Here is a 15,459-nt window from a genome sequence, read left to right as displayed (position 1 = left end):
TAGTCATGTCATGAAAAACTTAACTAAAATTAATGAAGCAGTGGTAAATCAGAGATTGATGGAACTGGAAGGGAAAGCGGTACAGGATGCAGAACACCACCTATTGGAAGATTTTTTTGAACTGTATGTGAAAGTGCTTGACGAAATGCAGGATGCTCCGGCAGTCGTACCCATTACATTGCATTCGGCACCTAATTTTTCATCTGAAGAAGCATTACTGATCGCTGTAAGCGGTTAACCAAAACCTGCCGCAAATTACTCCTATCGGTGATGATGAATCCGCGGTGTGAGTTTGCTTAAAATATACAAAATGAAAAGACATAGAAAGATATGGCTCGTTATCGGTGGCATCGAAGGACTGGGCCTGGCATCAATAAAGTATATACTATCAAAGGATGCTGTTGTGATCGCCTTGACGCCAGATACTCAATTATTTAGGGAAAGTACAAAATTATCTCATCCCAATTTACACCTGATAGCTTATACCAACACGGAACGTAAAACCCTTTCTGAAGTTCTGACAAATACTTACGAGCAGTTTGGACCGATTGATTACTACATCAATCATCAAAGCGCCCAGGATCTAGCCAGGCAATGGGAAAGCTCGGCATTGAGCCTGGAAGATTTTGAAAATCAGTTCTCACAACAAACCGTCTGGTTGTCCGAAGAGGTATTGGCGATTATGGCTAGATCAATATGGGCGCACATCTTTTTCGTTTCCTTTAAGGAAAAAATCCCCCCGTTTGAACAGATTGCAGATGCGCGTATAAGCGCCATCAAAACTTTCGTTCATGGCCACGAGGAAGACTTGAAAAATTGGAACATTAAGCTTTCAATGATAGATGAAGAAAACTGTATACATAACTTCGAGGCCTGTGATAATGTCTTTAAGCTCCCTTTCGAAAATTAAACCCGCAAATATCAGCTTTCATAAATTCATATAAAATCACCGTTATTGGTGAGTCTACAAAGGGACATAACCCCGTTATATCTACGCCTTATATAGTATTTTAAGAGGTGTTATTCAATTTTAATCGATGAAAAAAATAGAAAAATTAAAACATTTTATCATTGCCTTTTCTGGGATGAGTGAACAGGAATTTGACTTGTCAGCTGATTATTGGCAGATTAAAAGGTACAAAAAAGGGGAGTTTTACAATGAGTACAAAAATGTTTGTAAACACCTGGGATTTGTGCTCTCAGGCGTATTTCGAATATATAAGCTCAATCAAGCCACGCTTTCTGAACAAAACCTGTTTTTTTTCCTCGAAAACCAATTTGTCAGTTCATTCAAAAGTTTTTTGTCCCAGACTTCCTGTGAATATTATACCGAATCGATGACAGAAGCAGAAGTACTTTATATCCATTATGACAATTTACAACGGTTGTATCAAACCAGCCCCGCATGGGACAGATTCGGTCGTTTGCTTGCGGAGTTTGTATTAGGGGCAGTGATGGATAATACTGAGCTTTTATTGTTCCATAAACCTCAGGACCGTTATGCGGCACTGCAGGCCGCACATCCTGAAATATTTCAACTCATACCCCTTTATCACATCGCATCTTTTCTGGGCATAGAGGCTCCTTCGCTTAGCAGAATAAGGCGAAGGCTTCAAAAGATAAAATAATCTGTAATGATTTTAAGATATTAACCCAAGTTAATCACTTATAATCTTAAGCAGGCTAATTTTGTTAAAAAAACAAAATGAAAACACTCAAAGTCGGGGATAAGGTTCCACCATTTACTCTTTTTGACCAGAATAATAATCCATATGATTTTTACGCCCAAGCGCAACATGGTACAACAGTAGTTTATTTCTATCCAAAAGACGAGAGCCCGGTATGCACTATAGAGGCCTGCTCTTTCAGAGACAGCTATGCAGATTTTATGGAAGCAGGTATTAGCGTGATAGGTATAAACTCTGGTTCGGTAGCAGACCATGCAGCATTCGCCAAAGCAAACCGGTTGCCCTTTACCTTACTGAGTGATCCTGGTAATTCAGTCTTGAAACTTTTTGGGGTAAAATCTTTCTTAATGATGTCTGGAAGAGAAACATTTATTATTGACAGGGACGGTACAATTTTGTATTCATACCGGGGATTTTTAGCAGGTGCGAAGCACCCGGAAAAAGTTCTGAATTTCATTAACTCCGCTAAAACAGAGGATTAAGCAGTTCTGATAAAGCACTGCACTGTTCCATTCCTTTCGGTGCTTTATACAGCCTTTCTGTCGAACTTACAGGGGATAGGACAGAACCATTGTTCCCCTGAATCCCTGTGCTCTGCTCTTAGCATCCATTTCCCACATTGCTTTTATCTCCATTGCCAGTCCTTTTTTAAATGAATAACCAACCCCAGGACCTGTTGCAAATACCCTTTCTCTGGTGTCGGAGATACCCAAAGTATCATTGTAATAAAGCTTATCACCTTTGAACTTGTCCTGCCCGAATTGATTTAAGTAGTAGCCCGCGGCTTCAATGACGAGTTGCGGATTAATTTTAAATTCAAATGCGTAATTCAAATTATACGCCACAGCAGGCCTGTTATAGTCCCCAACTTCATTAAATGAAAAGTAAAAGTTATTCTTAATGCTTACTGCGAATATTTTCATAGGAGTGAATGTAAATTCATAGTGCGGAAATATTCTGAATCGATGTCCACCAGGGTTAACATCAAATTGTGCATCGTAAGCACCAGTGGGGATGGTTACATTAATACCAAGGCGGTGCGAGAAAGGTTTGCCCATTAATCGCTTATCATACCACTGAATAAATGGCCCTGCAACCAGATCGGATACAGGATTTGGATTGACTTTTATGACCCTGTCAGGAGTGCTTCCCGGATCGGTCTTAACAGCAGCGAAAAGGACAGTGAAGCCCGGATTTCCATCCGCAATTGTTTTTTTACTGATGTAGGCGATTTGCTGGATTGCAGCAATTGAACTCGTTTGGCTCATGCCAATAATTGGCCGACTGTCGCGGTCCCGGCGGCGGCTGGAATTATAGCTCTGCAGATATTGAATGTAATACCATCCGGGAGGACGGGTTCTGCCCGCCTGCATATTTGTTAAGCCAAGGTTTGCAGAGGATATTGCAGGATCCTGAGCGTAAATATCCAATGTTACCCAAATTGACAACATGGAAGTGAGGAAAAAAAATCGTGAACTCATTTTGAATTTTTTTATAGAAAGCAATTATCATATCTGCCCTATACAAAGTTGATTTTTCATCAAGAAGGTATTTAATGAAAATCAAATTAAAACTTACTTATTTCAACTGCTCCAGGCTTTGATATTCATAACCATTCCTTTGTATTTGATAATGGCAACCCCTCTGAGCTGCAGATATTTGATTTAAATTAAACCAAGAAGAAATGGAAACTCTAAATCAGGATCTAAAAAAAATTATAACCTTGTTTGTAAAGGTTGCAGCAAAACCCGCTAGTGCGGAAATCGCAAAAAAAGCACTTCTCGATGATGTTCATGGTGCATGGACTGAACCAGGCAACTTCAAAATGGAATTGTATTCGGCGTTGGGACAACCCGAGAATTATTATTTATTTGAGCGCTGGGAAAGCCAGGAAGCTTTGGAGGCTCACTTTGCACAGCCATATACCGCTGGCGCTTTTGCCTTACAGGATGGCCATTTAAAGGAGGATATACAGATGAATTATTTAACCGACCTTCTGCCACGACCTCAGGACTTAAAATCTGATGATAGCCGAAAAGCCTTTACCACCCTGATCGTTCCCTTTGAGGTTAAGGCAGGATATGGAAATGAATTCGCAGAACTCTTCAAAGCTTTCGTTTCTTCAGTTCGCAATGAACCCGGAAACGTGGACTTTAACTTTCATCGTGTCGATGGCCAGGAAGATAAATTCGTGCTTTACGAACGCTGGCGTGCTCAGGAATTCCTTGATCAGCATAATCAACTTCAGGCTACTTCTGATTTCGTTGCGCAAGTTGGACCCATGTTAACCGCACCGGTTTATGATTTTGTGCTTTTCTCAAAAGACATCAGTGAATATTAAATATAAGACCATGAAAAATCCAAATACTTTTTTGATCACCGGCGCCTCTCAAGGGCTGGGTCTGATCATCGTTCAACAACTCCTGAATGCCGGGAAGAAGGTTATTGCCACAACCAGAAATGCCGCCACTTTCGACCCTGAAATTAAATCCCACAAAAATCTGGAGGTCATCTCTCTTGATTTAACGGACGAAACATCAGTAGCCGGCATGGTCATGGACTTGAAATCACGTTATGCCAGTATAGATGTGTTGATTAATAATGCAGGCTTTGGCTTTGCAGGGGCAATTGAAGAAGCGCAGCAGGACGAAGTAGCCAGGGTTATCGAGCTTAATCTGCTTGCGACAATTCGCATGACCCGCTTCGTGCTTCCATTGATGAGGGAACGGAAAAAGGGCCACATCATCAACCTCTCTTCAAACGCAGGACTGGTAAGCTCTGCAGGCTTTGGAATTTATAATGCAAGTAAATATGCTGTAGAGGGGTTTTCAGAAGCACTGCTGCTTGAAGTTGGCGGCCTTGGTATTCAGGTTACCCTGATTGAACCCGGTGCTTTCAGAACCAACTTTTTAGCCGCGTCACTTGCAGTATCCAGAATATCAATTGGCGACTACGAACCAACAGCTGGGTTGTTTAAGTCCCGACTCAATGCTAATAACGGCTCACAGCCAGGTGATCCTATCAAAGCTGCACACGCGATCATTGGTATCTCAGAAATGGAAAACCCACCCTTGCGTTTACTGCTGGGGCAAGATGCCTACAACCGGGTTACGGCAAAACTCAAAGCCGTTTCGCTGGAAATTGAAAACATGAAGCAGGTAACCTTGTCAACCGATTATAATTAAACATTTCAAATAGTTCAAAAATATTTAGCCATGAACCCAATATTTAACAAATACCCGAAAGCACTGCTTATGGTCCTTACCATTGCAATTTTATCTGCATGTGGAAATGCACCAGCGCCAAATAGTACTGTTCAAAAAGACGCTCAGTCTATCCCCAAAAAGAAGAATGTCCTTATCGTTTTATCCGCTGAAAATAGCCTGACTTTAAAAGACGGGAAAATCATTCCAACGGGCTTTTTTTTGGATGAGTTTGCTGTACCCGCCCAGGCACTTGCTGCGGCTGGCTATACATTACAGATAGCGACTCCCGAAGGTTCACGTCCGCATTTGGATAAAGTGTCAATTGACAAAAGTTATTTCCAGAATGACAGCCTGAAACTTTTCACGGCCTTAAATTTTGTAAATAGCCTTCCGGAAATAAAAACGCCGTTAAAACTTGCTGATGTTGCCAGCGCCGACCTGTCCAATTACGCTGCTATTTTCATTCCAGGTGGCAGGGCGCCAATGGTTGATCTGATGCAGAATGAGGACTTAGGTAAAATTCTGCGTTACTTCCATACCAATAAAATTACCACAGCCCTGATCTGTCATGGCCCGGTTGCATTGAATGCAGCACTGGCGGACCCAGTGTCTTATCGCCAGGCTATGGTCCAGCAGGACCCAAAGATAATTGCCAGATTTGGTAAAAACTGGATTTATTCAGGTTACCGCATGACCATTTTCTCTAATGCTGAAGAGGACGACGCGCTGAAAGCAAAAAAACAAAAGCTTCCATTCTATGTAGCAGACGCACTAGCCTCCTCAGGAGCTAAATTGCAAAAAGCTCCGGCGTTGTGGGCAGCACACGTAGTTCGCGATCGGGAACTCATAACCGGGCAAAACCCTGCTTCTGACCACGCCTTGGCCGATACCTTGTTGAGGGTATTAGGGGGCATGGAATAATTTCTAAATCAACCATCAGGAAATATTAATCCATCTGCCGGACCCTTCCTGCAGATGGATTAAATAAAGATGATTAACGGCTGATTTCGGTCTTCCCCAGAATACTTCGAAATTCTTTGATATTAATAAATCTTAAAGAGCTTTTGCTAAACTTATTCATCTGAATTTGCAAACCTTTGAATAAATAAACAAATGCGTCTATCGTGCTCAGTTCCCAGTGATTTTAGGCTGCGGTGTGCAATATAAGGCATCCATTATACACAAAAGGCAAGTAATTTTTTCATGGATAACCAGTCAGCAATATTTAAGGATTTAACAGAGACCTTTCAGGCGATGAATTTGCCGGTCAGCCATATGCTACATGAGGGAGAAGGCTTATCAATGAGCAACCTGAAAAATCTTTTTACCACACTGCCTTTTAGTTCAATCGTATTCAGGCCCAACTATTTTACGATGCTGTTTGTCAAGAATGCCCATGCAGATTACACCACAGATGACATTACTTTCAGGATGGAACCGGGAACAGTTTTTTTTACAAACCCAGGCCACTTCAGATCCTTCGTCTGGTATGATATTCAGGATGTATACCTGATTGCTTTCAACGAATCTTTTTTGAAAAGGAATATTCATGGTGATGTGTTTAAGGAGTTTCCATTCCTGGTTTCCGAAACTGTCAATCCAAGAAATCTATCCCCCGAGGACTTTCTGGTTTTTGAACACACCTGCCTGGAAATGTTTAAAGAGTTCAACGGTAATTCAATGTACAAAAAACAAATCCTCGGCAATTTATTAATGATTATCCTCCTTAAAATAAAAGAAGCATTTTGGAAAGACTATAACCCAATTTATGAGGGAAACAAAAGTTCCCAGATTGTTAAAAATTTTAAGATGCTGTTGGAAAATCACTTTAGGGACCTGGTGGAGGGAAGAACGGACTTGCAGCTTCGGGTCACCGATTACGCGGCCCACCAGAATCTGAATGAAAATTACCTGAATACGGTTATCAAAACAAAAACAGGCAAGGCGGTAAAGACCTGGATTATGGAAAAAATGATTTGTGAGGCGCAAAGCTTGCTATTGCATACAACCCTTTCCATTAAAGAAATTTCCTTCAGGCTTGGCTTTATCGAAAGTGCCCATTTTGGAAACTATTTTAAAAAATATACCGCAACCACTCCGCTGGCTTTTCGCCAGGCGAACCAATAACTTCTTGCTGTTTATTTGCTTTATTGACCTATTTTAAAATAGATTCTTTACACAGGCATCCAAACTGCAGTATCCAACGTATTAATCTAAATTTTTTATTAATTTTAGACGTACAATTTGGCTAACAATTTGGCCGGAGAAGGCTTATTTGTGGGGGTTATCAGGAATGCTTAAAGTTTGCGGTGTTAGTAACAGACCCCTACGGTTAATTTCGTGGAGTGTCTTTTTTTGTTTTTCCCTCTGCTCTGGTGTTGCATCAGCCCAATACTACTATCCGCCGCTCCCGAAAATGGCCAAAGCGTTAAACGCAATCTCTGCCGGCTTTAATCGCGCGCCTACAGAGACCAACAAAAATGAACTCGCCTACGCGCTCGCGCAACATAATTTCAATAAGGCGAGCAGATCAAAGTCCAATTTGCAATCCGCCCTGCAAAATGCTTTAACCTCATTATCCCTAAGCCGCAAACTAAACGATACACTTGCTGTTGATCGCGCCCTGTTAGTTTTGGGATATACTTATCTCGCCCAAAGGGAATTTGAAAAAGCGGAAGCTATCGTTTCTAAACTCGATTCCGAGAAAGAGCGTATAAAAATGCTGTTGGCTATCAGTTTTTTTTATTGGTCTTCATCTGCAACAAATGCTGACTTTCAGCATAAATCGTTGAGCTACAGTCAAGCCTCCCTAAAACTTGCACGCAGCTTGAAAGATCCATTATCAGAAACCATATCGCTAAACAACATTGCGGTAGCCCATGGGGACTTGCGTCAAAAAGGTGCGGAAAAAGAACTAATCGGCCTGATAACCCGGTATAATCAGACCGCCAATCCCCATCTGGAATATCCATATTCTTACCTGGCAGAATATTATCGCCAAAATGACCGCTCGGATAAAGCCACAGAATATTCATTGCTGGCGGCTCAGTCATTGGCCAAGAGTAAAAATGATCAAATCGCAGGGGATATTTATTTTTTGCAAACCTGGATCACCTACAACAACGAACAGTTCAATGATGCCCTTGCTTTTGGCTTTCAGGCAATTGAGGCATATAATCGAATGCCGGGGATTATAAATGTCTCTAATCCAGACATCACCCTCTACATTGGCAGGGCCTATCAGAAATTGAATCAGCATAGACAGGCATTGACGTTTTTGCTAAAAAGACAAAAGCAATTTCCCCCAGAAGATATTTCTGAACAAATGGCCTATACCTCCATGATCGGCCACGTATATAGGGGGCTTAAAGAATTTCAAAAAGCGGAGTTATACTTTAAGCAATTCGAGAAGATGAGCAAACAGTATGATCTTGATAAATATGCCGCCCGGGTCAATCTCGGTCAGTTATATCTGGACTGGATGCATTATGATCAGGCTCGACCGTATTTGAACGCGGCATTAAAAGATGAAAAGTTGCTTCTAACAGGCGCACGCCGTCACCTGCATTACATGGCCTTTCTGGCAGATTCTGCAAGTGGGAATTATGAAGGTGCGATGAAGCACATGATTTACCTAAACGGCCAGGCAGAGAGCGACCGTCGTAAAGAGGTTGACCAGGCCCTCAAAAAATGGGAAGTGAGTTATGGCAAACAAAAAAGTGAAGAGCAACTAAAACTCAAAAACCAGAACATTAAGTTATTGTTGCAACGCAATCTCGCCCAGCAGCAAAAAGCTAGGCAAGAAATTCAGATCCGGAACCTAATTGCCGCAGGTTTGGTCTTTGTGCTCATCATACTGTTGCTTCTATATTACCAATACCGACAAAAACAAAAAAGCAATCGGATCATTCTTTTTAAGAGCACGCGCCTGGACGATAAAAATAAGGTCCTCGAAAAGCTGGTCAAAGAGAAAGATTATTTATTGAAAGAAGTCCATCACAGGGTTAAAAATAACCTCCATACCATATTTTGTTTGCTGGAAAGCCAGGCAATCTTTTTAAAGGATGATGCGCTGGTTGCTATAGAGTCCAGCCGGAACAGGATTTTTGCCATGTCCCTGCTTCATCAGAAACTCTATCAATCAGATAATATCAAGCAGGTTGATATGTCACATTATTTTAGCGAGTTTCTAATTTTTTTGCGTCAAAGTTATGCCCTGGAAGCAAAAAGAATTGATGTTTATCAGCAGATTCAGCCTTTGGAGCTTGATGTCACCGTGGCCATTCCACTAGCTTTGATCGTTAATGAAGCAGTGACTAATGCCATAAAGCACGCCTTTGCGGCAGATTCTGGCGGACGAATCGATATCAGCCTTTTTGTAGATCAGCAGCTGGTTACCCTAACGGTAAAAGACAATGGAACAGGCTTTGAACTTGCGGATGGACACAATGATCAATCCTTTGGACTGGAACTGATGAGAGGGCTGTCACAGGATATCAGTGCAAAAATTAGCTTTCAGGTAGAGCATGGAACAACTATAAAAATTACCTTTGCCTTGGAAGAGGAACAAAAAAATCGTGAATTCGGTATTTCGTGAAATGACAAAAAAAATTCTTATCGTTGAAGATCAGTTTATTGAAGCTAACAACCTCAAACTTATCCTGCAAAATGCAGGTTATCAGGTGTTGCCCATTGCCAGGACAGTTCCCGAGGCGATGAGCATAGTTGGTGAAAATCAACCTGATATTGTGCTGTTGGATATTTTCCTTAAAACGCATGAAACCGGAATTGATTTAGCCAGAATACTAAAGCAGAAATCAATTGCATTTATTTTTCTTTCGGCAAATTCCGATCCTGCAACCTTCAAAGAAGCTAAAGAAACCGGCCCTTATGGCTTTCTGGTAAAACCATTTCGTACAGAAGATGTGCTGGCAATGCTTGACATCGCGCAGTATCTGCACAGCCAACACCTAAGTTTAATCAAAACCCTTTCCTTTGCCAGGCCCACAGTAAATTCATTAAGTGAACACCCTGCCACATTATCCATTATTGGCAATACCCCGGAAGTGGCGGAAGTAAAAAAACTGATTGCCATTGCTGCCACTACAGAATTTCCTGTTTTAATTTTAGGGGAAAGCGGTACAGGTAAAGAACTGGTAGCAAAAGCCATTCACCAAAGTTCCAAACATAAGAATGATCCGCTCATTGTCGTAGACTGTGCAGCGCTTCCTGAGCACCTGGTAGAAGCTGAACTGTTTGGGCATGAAAGGGGAAGTTTTACCGGCGCTGTTGAAAAACGGATAGGTAAATTTGATTTGGCTAATGGGGGAACAATCTTTCTTGATGAAATTGGCGAACTTTCCCTTGAAATGCAGGTTAAGTTTCTGCGTGTATTACAGGAGAAAGAAATTAATCCCATTGGCGGGAAAGCCCGAAAAATCAATGTCCGGGTCATGGCCGCCACAAACCGGAATCTTGAAGATCAATTAGCCGCAGGAAAATTTCGCATGGACTTATATTACAGGCTTAATGTCTTCCCAATTGAGCTGCCATCTCTGCGCGAAAGGGCAGAGGACATCCTCACCCTGGCCAAGCACTTTCTCAAAATATTTGCCATTCGGGAAAATAAAGAAATAAAGGGCTTTTCTCCGGAAGTTGCCAGCGCCCTTACCAACTACAACTGGCCGGGCAATATTCGTGAACTTGAAAATCTTGTAGCCAGATCCGTTTTACTTTGTGAGGGAAATGAGATTTCCAATTTCCCATTGCCGCAAAGGAAGGTTTCGCTTCCAAAGCAGGATACAAATCTTAAAACAATAACACAAAATGAGCGGGATCATATCCTGGCAGCCTTAAAGCTTTGTAACTGGAAAATATACGGACGTGGCGGAGCGGCCGAACTTTTGGATATCAATGGCTCAACACTAAAATCCAGAATGAAAAAGCTGGGCATCGAGAAATATTTCAACGATGGAAATTCTTAAGACTGCAAAGTAGTGTTACTCAGTCACGATAGTCACGAAATAACGATTAAATAGAAGATATACCGATATATAGGTGTTTTTTTTAGTTTAAAATTTTCATAACGTATTGATTTTTAGTTATATAAGAAATTGGCACGAATTTTCTATGCATCTGCTAAAGTTAGCGACATGTATATTATTCGACGTGCAACAATAGATGATGTAGAAGCCATCCGCAATATTGCGGAAAAAGCCTGGCTCACAGGCCACTTTAATAGCCGCGAAAGACAGCATGCTTTGCTTACCCTAGAACAGGTTTATTCTGCTGAGGAAATTAAGGTTTTACTCCAAGGCAAGGTTCAGTGTTTTCTGCTTATCGAAGATACCTTACAACCTGTGGGATTTATTTCCTGGTCGGTCGAACCCCTGGCATTTTTTATTCATCAGACTTACTGTTTGCCCAGTACGCAGGGGAAAGGGTATGTTTCTTTGCTGATTAACGAAGTGCTGCGGATTGCAGCACAAGAAGGCAAAAAAATAGTTGATCTTAAGATCAGTTCAACGCAGGTCAATTTTAAATATTATTTTAACCTCGGTTTTGAACTGGTAACCGATGGAATAATAAAACGCTCAGATAAGTCCCCTGCCGAGTTTCTATTCAGACGACACCTCCCTTAAAATCTCCATATCATCTATTGATTTATCGTGAAATTCCGTGCGATATCCTATGAAATCGGGATATTTCGTGATGGATAAAAACGCTTACATTGCCCTGCGATACGATGATAGGCGTTTCATCGATGTGGCATAATTCTTGGCTTGTCGGATTATAACTAAATCCGGTTAGCCACCTATGCCTGTTCCGGTCTTTCCTCAAATGATAACAATTGATCACGATAAGACGTTGCAACAGGATGAGCCTAATATTCAGGTAATTCTGTTGTCTTTAAGCCAGGAGATCGCACTGGTTCAGGAGAAGAAGCATTTGGTAAATATTTTGGAGACAAGACTTAGGAGCTTTCTGGGTTTCGAATCCTCAACGATATTTCTGGTAAACGATGACCTGACAGCTATTTCCGACTTTTTGTACGATAAAACTCCAAATATAAGTACCTGGCCGTTTATTGAGGCAATAAAGCTGGGACGCGTACCGCTCGATGATAGGATTGTAAGGGGAGAAGTTGTGGATTCATCGGCCCAAGTATTGGACCTGGACGAACTGGCTGAGACCAGGGAAACATTTCCTTACCTGAAGGCAGGTAGCACTAGTAGTTTTGCTGAGGTTATTCTTTTCAACCTCAAAAGAGGTCCCGAGGTTATCGGAAACTGGATACTGACATTTGCTTCAAAAAATGATACCGAAAGGCATCAACTGCCCTTATTGCAAATTATCGCCAACATGATAAACTCTGCAGTTTTAAATATTGCGGTTCAGGAGCAACTTTTCAAAGCCCGTAGCCAATACGATACCATCCAGGCCATCAGTGCAGATTTGTCCGCAACCAAACAGCGCACCGATTTATTGAAGATCATCCACCAAAAACTAAAGAACCTCTTTGATTTTAGTCACCATTTTGTTTCGGTCATCAACGATGATGACCTCACTGTCACTTCCTTTCTCAGAGATAGTGAATCCAGGACGAAAAACCATCCCAGTTATAATTCGGTGAATACCACAAAATACACCATCACAGATGGATTTTTCAATAAGGCTGTATTATCTAATGAGCCGGTCGTTTTTGATCTGATGCAAATCAGAAAAAAATCAGGACTGCCGTATTATCTGGAGATTAATTATGAAAGTGGTATCAGGACGATCATTATGACTGCCCTTAAGCTTAGGGAAAAAACAATTGGGATCTGGTCGATCTGTCAGCTTGAAAATCAGCAAATGTCCACCGCTCAGCTGGATTTGATCCGGAGTCTGTCCGTTCAGTTTTCTATAGCCATTGCAAATATTCGTGCAGCGGACCTGATACTGACAAGGGAAACCGAGCAAACCCGTTTGCTTCAGCTCAGCTATGATTTGACCTCAATCAGAAAAAAGGAAAATTTAGCTGAAAAAGTCAGTGAACATTTAAAATATCTGCTAGAATTCGAGGATATGGATATTATGCTCACTTCTGAGGAGGGCTCATACGCCAATTACCTGACGACCAGAGCTGATTTAAAATCCGATACCCAGTCCCTCAATGTTTATGATGTACATGATCCCTGCTATAGCGCAGTGATGGACTCTTCTAGTCCCGTTGTTTTTGAAACTGCCCGGATGGCCCTGGCAGAAGATTGCCCGGATTACCTTAAGCAGGACCTTCAACGCGGAATAACCACAAAGGTAGGGGTTAGCCTGTATGATGATCAGAACAGAATCGGTATGCTGATGATTAATTTTAGGCAGGCCATAAATTATTCAGACCATAACCTGCAACTCATTCAAGGGGTAGCCTATCAGGTATCCAATGCACTGTCCAATGTATTGTCCTACGATAAAATTACGCGGCGCGAAACTGAACGCGATACGCTAATCCAGCTTAGCCGGCACATCGCCGCAGTAAGAACCAATAAGGAATTGCTCGATTTCATCACCCAGGTGATGAAGTCCATCATTGGTTTCAGACATACTTTTATCGCAAAACTTGATGCCACAGGGCATACCGCTACAGGATTTTTATTAGACCCGAATGCCGCCGGACGCAATCATCCTTTGTACCATCAATCATCAACCGGAATTCATGAGGTTAGCGACGGCTACCTGGATGCTGCTTTAGCATCAGAAGAACCGTTAGTGATTGATCTGGATGAGGAATCAAAAAAGGCTTCATTTCCGCTTTATATGAAAGTGAATTATGAAAGCGGCATCAGGCAAATGGTCATCGTCAGATTAACGACTAATAACAAAGCTTTTGGATTCTGGATAGTACTGTTTGATCACAAGAAAAAAATTGCGCCCACAGTGCTACGAATCGTGTCCGGGATTGCAAGCCAGCTTTCAGTTGCAGTTCAAAATATTATCGCAAATACGAATACCGAAGAAAAGGGAGAAGAGAAATCAAGACTTATTGATTTTAGTAATGCCATTACCGCAGTTAAGGATAAATACAGCTTATCCCGGGTCATCTCTACCCAATTTTTGGAGCTTTTTAAAGTGAATGGCTTCATTTTCTTAATGAAGAATCCACAAGATAATGCTTTAACAATTTTTCTATCCGATAAAACTAGCCCGGACAGTTCAGATGCGTCTTCCCCTGCCAACACTGTGGCAGATAGTTTTCTAGATGAGGCGCTGTTGAAATCTGCCCTAGGAGCCTCAGGCCCTGAAGAATTGGATTTTGAATCACTGCATCCTTTGACAAAATCCGTTTTAGCTCTACCGGGCGACAAATTAAATCCTGCGGAGAAGTACTTTCTTGCCCCGGTACGCATTGGTGCTGAATTCACAGGAATCATGCTGGTGAAGACCTCTTCCTATAGCGTAATTAATCACCTAAATGAGTTATTCAATAGTGTTTGTAACCAAATTGCAGTAGTGGTTTCCAACATCATTGCCGGCAGCAGAATTCAACAACAACTTGAAGAAATCAGTGGCTATAAGTCCAGGCTCGAAGAAGAAAAAATCTATCTTCAGGAAGAACTTGAAACGGCTAATAATTATTCAGATATCGTTGGTGAGAGTAGCCAGATGAAAGAGGTATTTAAACTGGTAAGTAAGGTTGCATCATCTGACAGCACCGTTATGATACTAGGCGAGACTGGTACCGGCAAGGAGTTGATCGCTCGAGCCATACACACTAATTCCCCTAGAAGCAATAAACTGATGGTGAAAGTAAATTGCGCAACATTGCCGGCTAACCTGATCGAGTCGGAACTGTTCGGCCATGAAAGAGGTAGTTTCACCGGAGCGGTGGATCGCCGCCTTGGTAAGTTTGAGCTCGCCCATAAAGGCACTTTGTTTCTGGATGAAATCGGGGAGATGCCGCTGGAACTGCAGGTAAAATTACTCAGGGCCCTTCAGGAAAAAGAAATCGAACGCATCGGGGGGAAAGAAACGATTAAGGTCGATGTTAGGATTATTGCAGCTACCAACCGTAATCTCGAAAAGGAAATGGATGAGGGACGCTTCAGAAGTGATCTTTACTACCGGTTAAATATATTTCCGATAGAGTTGCCACCCCTGCGTCAGCGGGTAGAAGACATCCCACTTCTGGCCATGCATTTTATCAATCGGTTCTCTAAAAAGATGGGCAAACAAATTAATAAGCTCAATAACCGCTTGCTCCAGGAACTCAAGCTTTATCACTGGCCGGGAAACATCCGGGAGCTGGAACATCTTATTGAGCGTAGTGTGCTGCTATCCTCGGGAGATACCCTAAAAAATATTGCCATCCCAGTTGCCCGGAATAATAATTTTGATGAGTCGGTGTACATCTACAAAACCCTGGACCAGAATGAACGGGACCATATCCTGATGACGTTAAAAGCCTGCGGAGGGAAGATAAACGGAAAGGCTGGTGCAGCCCACGTGCTCGGCGTTCCCCCGAGCACCTTGAGTTCGAAGATGAAAAGACTGGGCATTACCCGTGAACACATTAACAACAATTAATC

At 41.9% G+C, this 15,459-nt stretch carries 13 protein-coding genes; 12 read left to right on the top strand and 1 reads right to left on the bottom strand.

Annotation, left to right across the window (positions count from 1 at the left end; all coding sequences use genetic code 11):
• Positions 1-10: 10 nt before the first annotated feature.
• From ASE74_RS04825 to ASE74_RS04810, 4 genes are all read left to right on the top strand, one after another.
• Positions 11-238 carry a hypothetical protein gene (locus ASE74_RS04825; RefSeq protein WP_055904992.1) on the top strand — a complete coding sequence of 76 codons (228 nt, stop codon included), beginning with the start codon at positions 11-13 and terminating at the stop codon, positions 236-238.
• 72 nt (positions 239-310) lie between these two features.
• Positions 311-910: an SDR family NAD(P)-dependent oxidoreductase gene (locus ASE74_RS04820; protein ID WP_055904989.1), complete on the top strand. Its 600-nt coding sequence runs from the start codon at positions 311-313 to the stop codon at positions 908-910.
• Positions 911-1,037: 127 nt separating this feature from the next.
• Positions 1,038-1,628, top strand: a complete 591-nt coding sequence (locus ASE74_RS04815) for a Crp/Fnr family transcriptional regulator (RefSeq protein WP_055904986.1) — start codon at positions 1,038-1,040, stop codon at positions 1,626-1,628.
• Between the two features lie 77 nt (positions 1,629-1,705).
• On the top strand, positions 1,706-2,170 hold the full coding sequence (locus tag ASE74_RS04810; protein WP_055904983.1) for a peroxiredoxin: 465 nt from the start codon (positions 1,706-1,708) through the stop codon (positions 2,168-2,170).
• Positions 2,171-2,236: 66 nt separating this feature from the next.
• Here the strand turns inward: ASE74_RS04810 and ASE74_RS04805 are convergent, their stop codons facing one another.
• Positions 2,237-3,169, bottom strand: a complete 933-nt coding sequence (locus ASE74_RS04805) for a transporter (RefSeq protein ID WP_082458651.1) — start codon at positions 3,167-3,169, stop codon at positions 2,237-2,239.
• Positions 3,170-3,372: 203 nt separating this feature from the next.
• On the opposite strand from ASE74_RS04805, the gene ASE74_RS04800 reads away from it, so the two are divergent.
• The 8 genes from ASE74_RS04800 (at position 3,373) to ASE74_RS04765 (ending at position 15,457) form a co-directional block, all read left to right on the top strand.
• Positions 3,373-4,029: a putative quinol monooxygenase gene (locus tag ASE74_RS04800; protein ID WP_055904977.1), complete on the top strand. Its 657-nt coding sequence runs from the start codon at positions 3,373-3,375 to the stop codon at positions 4,027-4,029.
• 10 nt (positions 4,030-4,039) lie between these two features.
• Positions 4,040-4,873 (top strand): oxidoreductase, encoded by an 834-nt coding sequence (locus ASE74_RS04795; protein ID WP_055904974.1) that lies wholly within the window; start codon positions 4,040-4,042, stop codon positions 4,871-4,873.
• 30 nt (positions 4,874-4,903) lie between these two features.
• The gene (locus ASE74_RS04790; protein WP_055904971.1) at positions 4,904-5,815 is read left to right on the top strand and encodes a type 1 glutamine amidotransferase domain-containing protein; all 912 of its coding nucleotides are present in this window, start codon (positions 4,904-4,906) and stop codon (positions 5,813-5,815) included.
• A 282-nt stretch (positions 5,816-6,097) separates the two neighbouring features.
• On the top strand, positions 6,098-7,021 hold the full coding sequence (locus tag ASE74_RS04785; protein WP_055904969.1) for an AraC family transcriptional regulator: 924 nt from the start codon (positions 6,098-6,100) through the stop codon (positions 7,019-7,021).
• 289 nt (positions 7,022-7,310) lie between these two features.
• Positions 7,311-9,491 carry a sensor histidine kinase gene (locus tag ASE74_RS04780; RefSeq protein WP_055904966.1) on the top strand — a complete coding sequence of 727 codons (2,181 nt, stop codon included), beginning with the start codon at positions 7,311-7,313 and terminating at the stop codon, positions 9,489-9,491.
• Between the two features lies 1 nt (position 9,492).
• Positions 9,493-10,878, top strand: a complete 1,386-nt coding sequence (locus tag ASE74_RS04775) for a sigma-54 dependent transcriptional regulator (protein ID WP_055904963.1) — start codon at positions 9,493-9,495, stop codon at positions 10,876-10,878.
• 129 nt (positions 10,879-11,007) lie between these two features.
• Positions 11,008-11,535, top strand: coding sequence for a GNAT family N-acetyltransferase (locus tag ASE74_RS04770; protein WP_235526005.1), 528 nt, complete (start codon positions 11,008-11,010; stop codon positions 11,533-11,535).
• A 175-nt stretch (positions 11,536-11,710) separates the two neighbouring features.
• Positions 11,711-15,457 carry a sigma 54-interacting transcriptional regulator gene (locus ASE74_RS04765; protein ID WP_082458649.1) on the top strand — a complete coding sequence of 1,249 codons (3,747 nt, stop codon included), beginning with the start codon at positions 11,711-11,713 and terminating at the stop codon, positions 15,455-15,457.
• Positions 15,458-15,459 lie beyond the last annotated feature (2 nt).

The sequence above is a fragment of the Pedobacter sp. Leaf216 genome, assembly GCF_001421515.1.
In the GTDB taxonomy this organism is placed as follows: Bacteria; Bacteroidota; Bacteroidia; order Sphingobacteriales; family Sphingobacteriaceae; genus Pedobacter.
This window is presented reverse-complemented; position numbering and strand designations above follow the sequence as displayed.

Coding starts and splice junctions, on each gene's coding strand:
- ASE74_RS04780 (WP_055904966.1), top strand. CDS start 7,311: ATGGCCAAAGCGTTAAACGCAATCTCTGCCGGCTTTAATCGCGCGCCT.
- ASE74_RS04805 (WP_082458651.1), bottom strand. CDS start 3,169: ATGAGTTCACGATTTTTTTTCCTCACTTCCATGTTGTCAATTTGGGTA.
- ASE74_RS04795 (WP_055904974.1), top strand. CDS start 4,040: ATGAAAAATCCAAATACTTTTTTGATCACCGGCGCCTCTCAAGGGCTG.
- ASE74_RS04815 (WP_055904986.1), top strand. CDS start 1,038: ATGAAAAAAATAGAAAAATTAAAACATTTTATCATTGCCTTTTCTGGG.
- ASE74_RS04825 (WP_055904992.1), top strand. CDS start 11: ATGAAAAACTTAACTAAAATTAATGAAGCAGTGGTAAATCAGAGATTG.
- ASE74_RS04785 (WP_055904969.1), top strand. CDS start 6,098: ATGGATAACCAGTCAGCAATATTTAAGGATTTAACAGAGACCTTTCAG.
- ASE74_RS04810 (WP_055904983.1), top strand. CDS start 1,706: ATGAAAACACTCAAAGTCGGGGATAAGGTTCCACCATTTACTCTTTTT.
- ASE74_RS04790 (WP_055904971.1), top strand. CDS start 4,904: ATGAACCCAATATTTAACAAATACCCGAAAGCACTGCTTATGGTCCTT.
- ASE74_RS04820 (WP_055904989.1), top strand. CDS start 311: ATGAAAAGACATAGAAAGATATGGCTCGTTATCGGTGGCATCGAAGGA.
- ASE74_RS04765 (WP_082458649.1), top strand. CDS start 11,711: ATGCCTGTTCCGGTCTTTCCTCAAATGATAACAATTGATCACGATAAG.
- ASE74_RS04800 (WP_055904977.1), top strand. CDS start 3,373: ATGGAAACTCTAAATCAGGATCTAAAAAAAATTATAACCTTGTTTGTA.
- ASE74_RS04775 (WP_055904963.1), top strand. CDS start 9,493: ATGACAAAAAAAATTCTTATCGTTGAAGATCAGTTTATTGAAGCTAAC.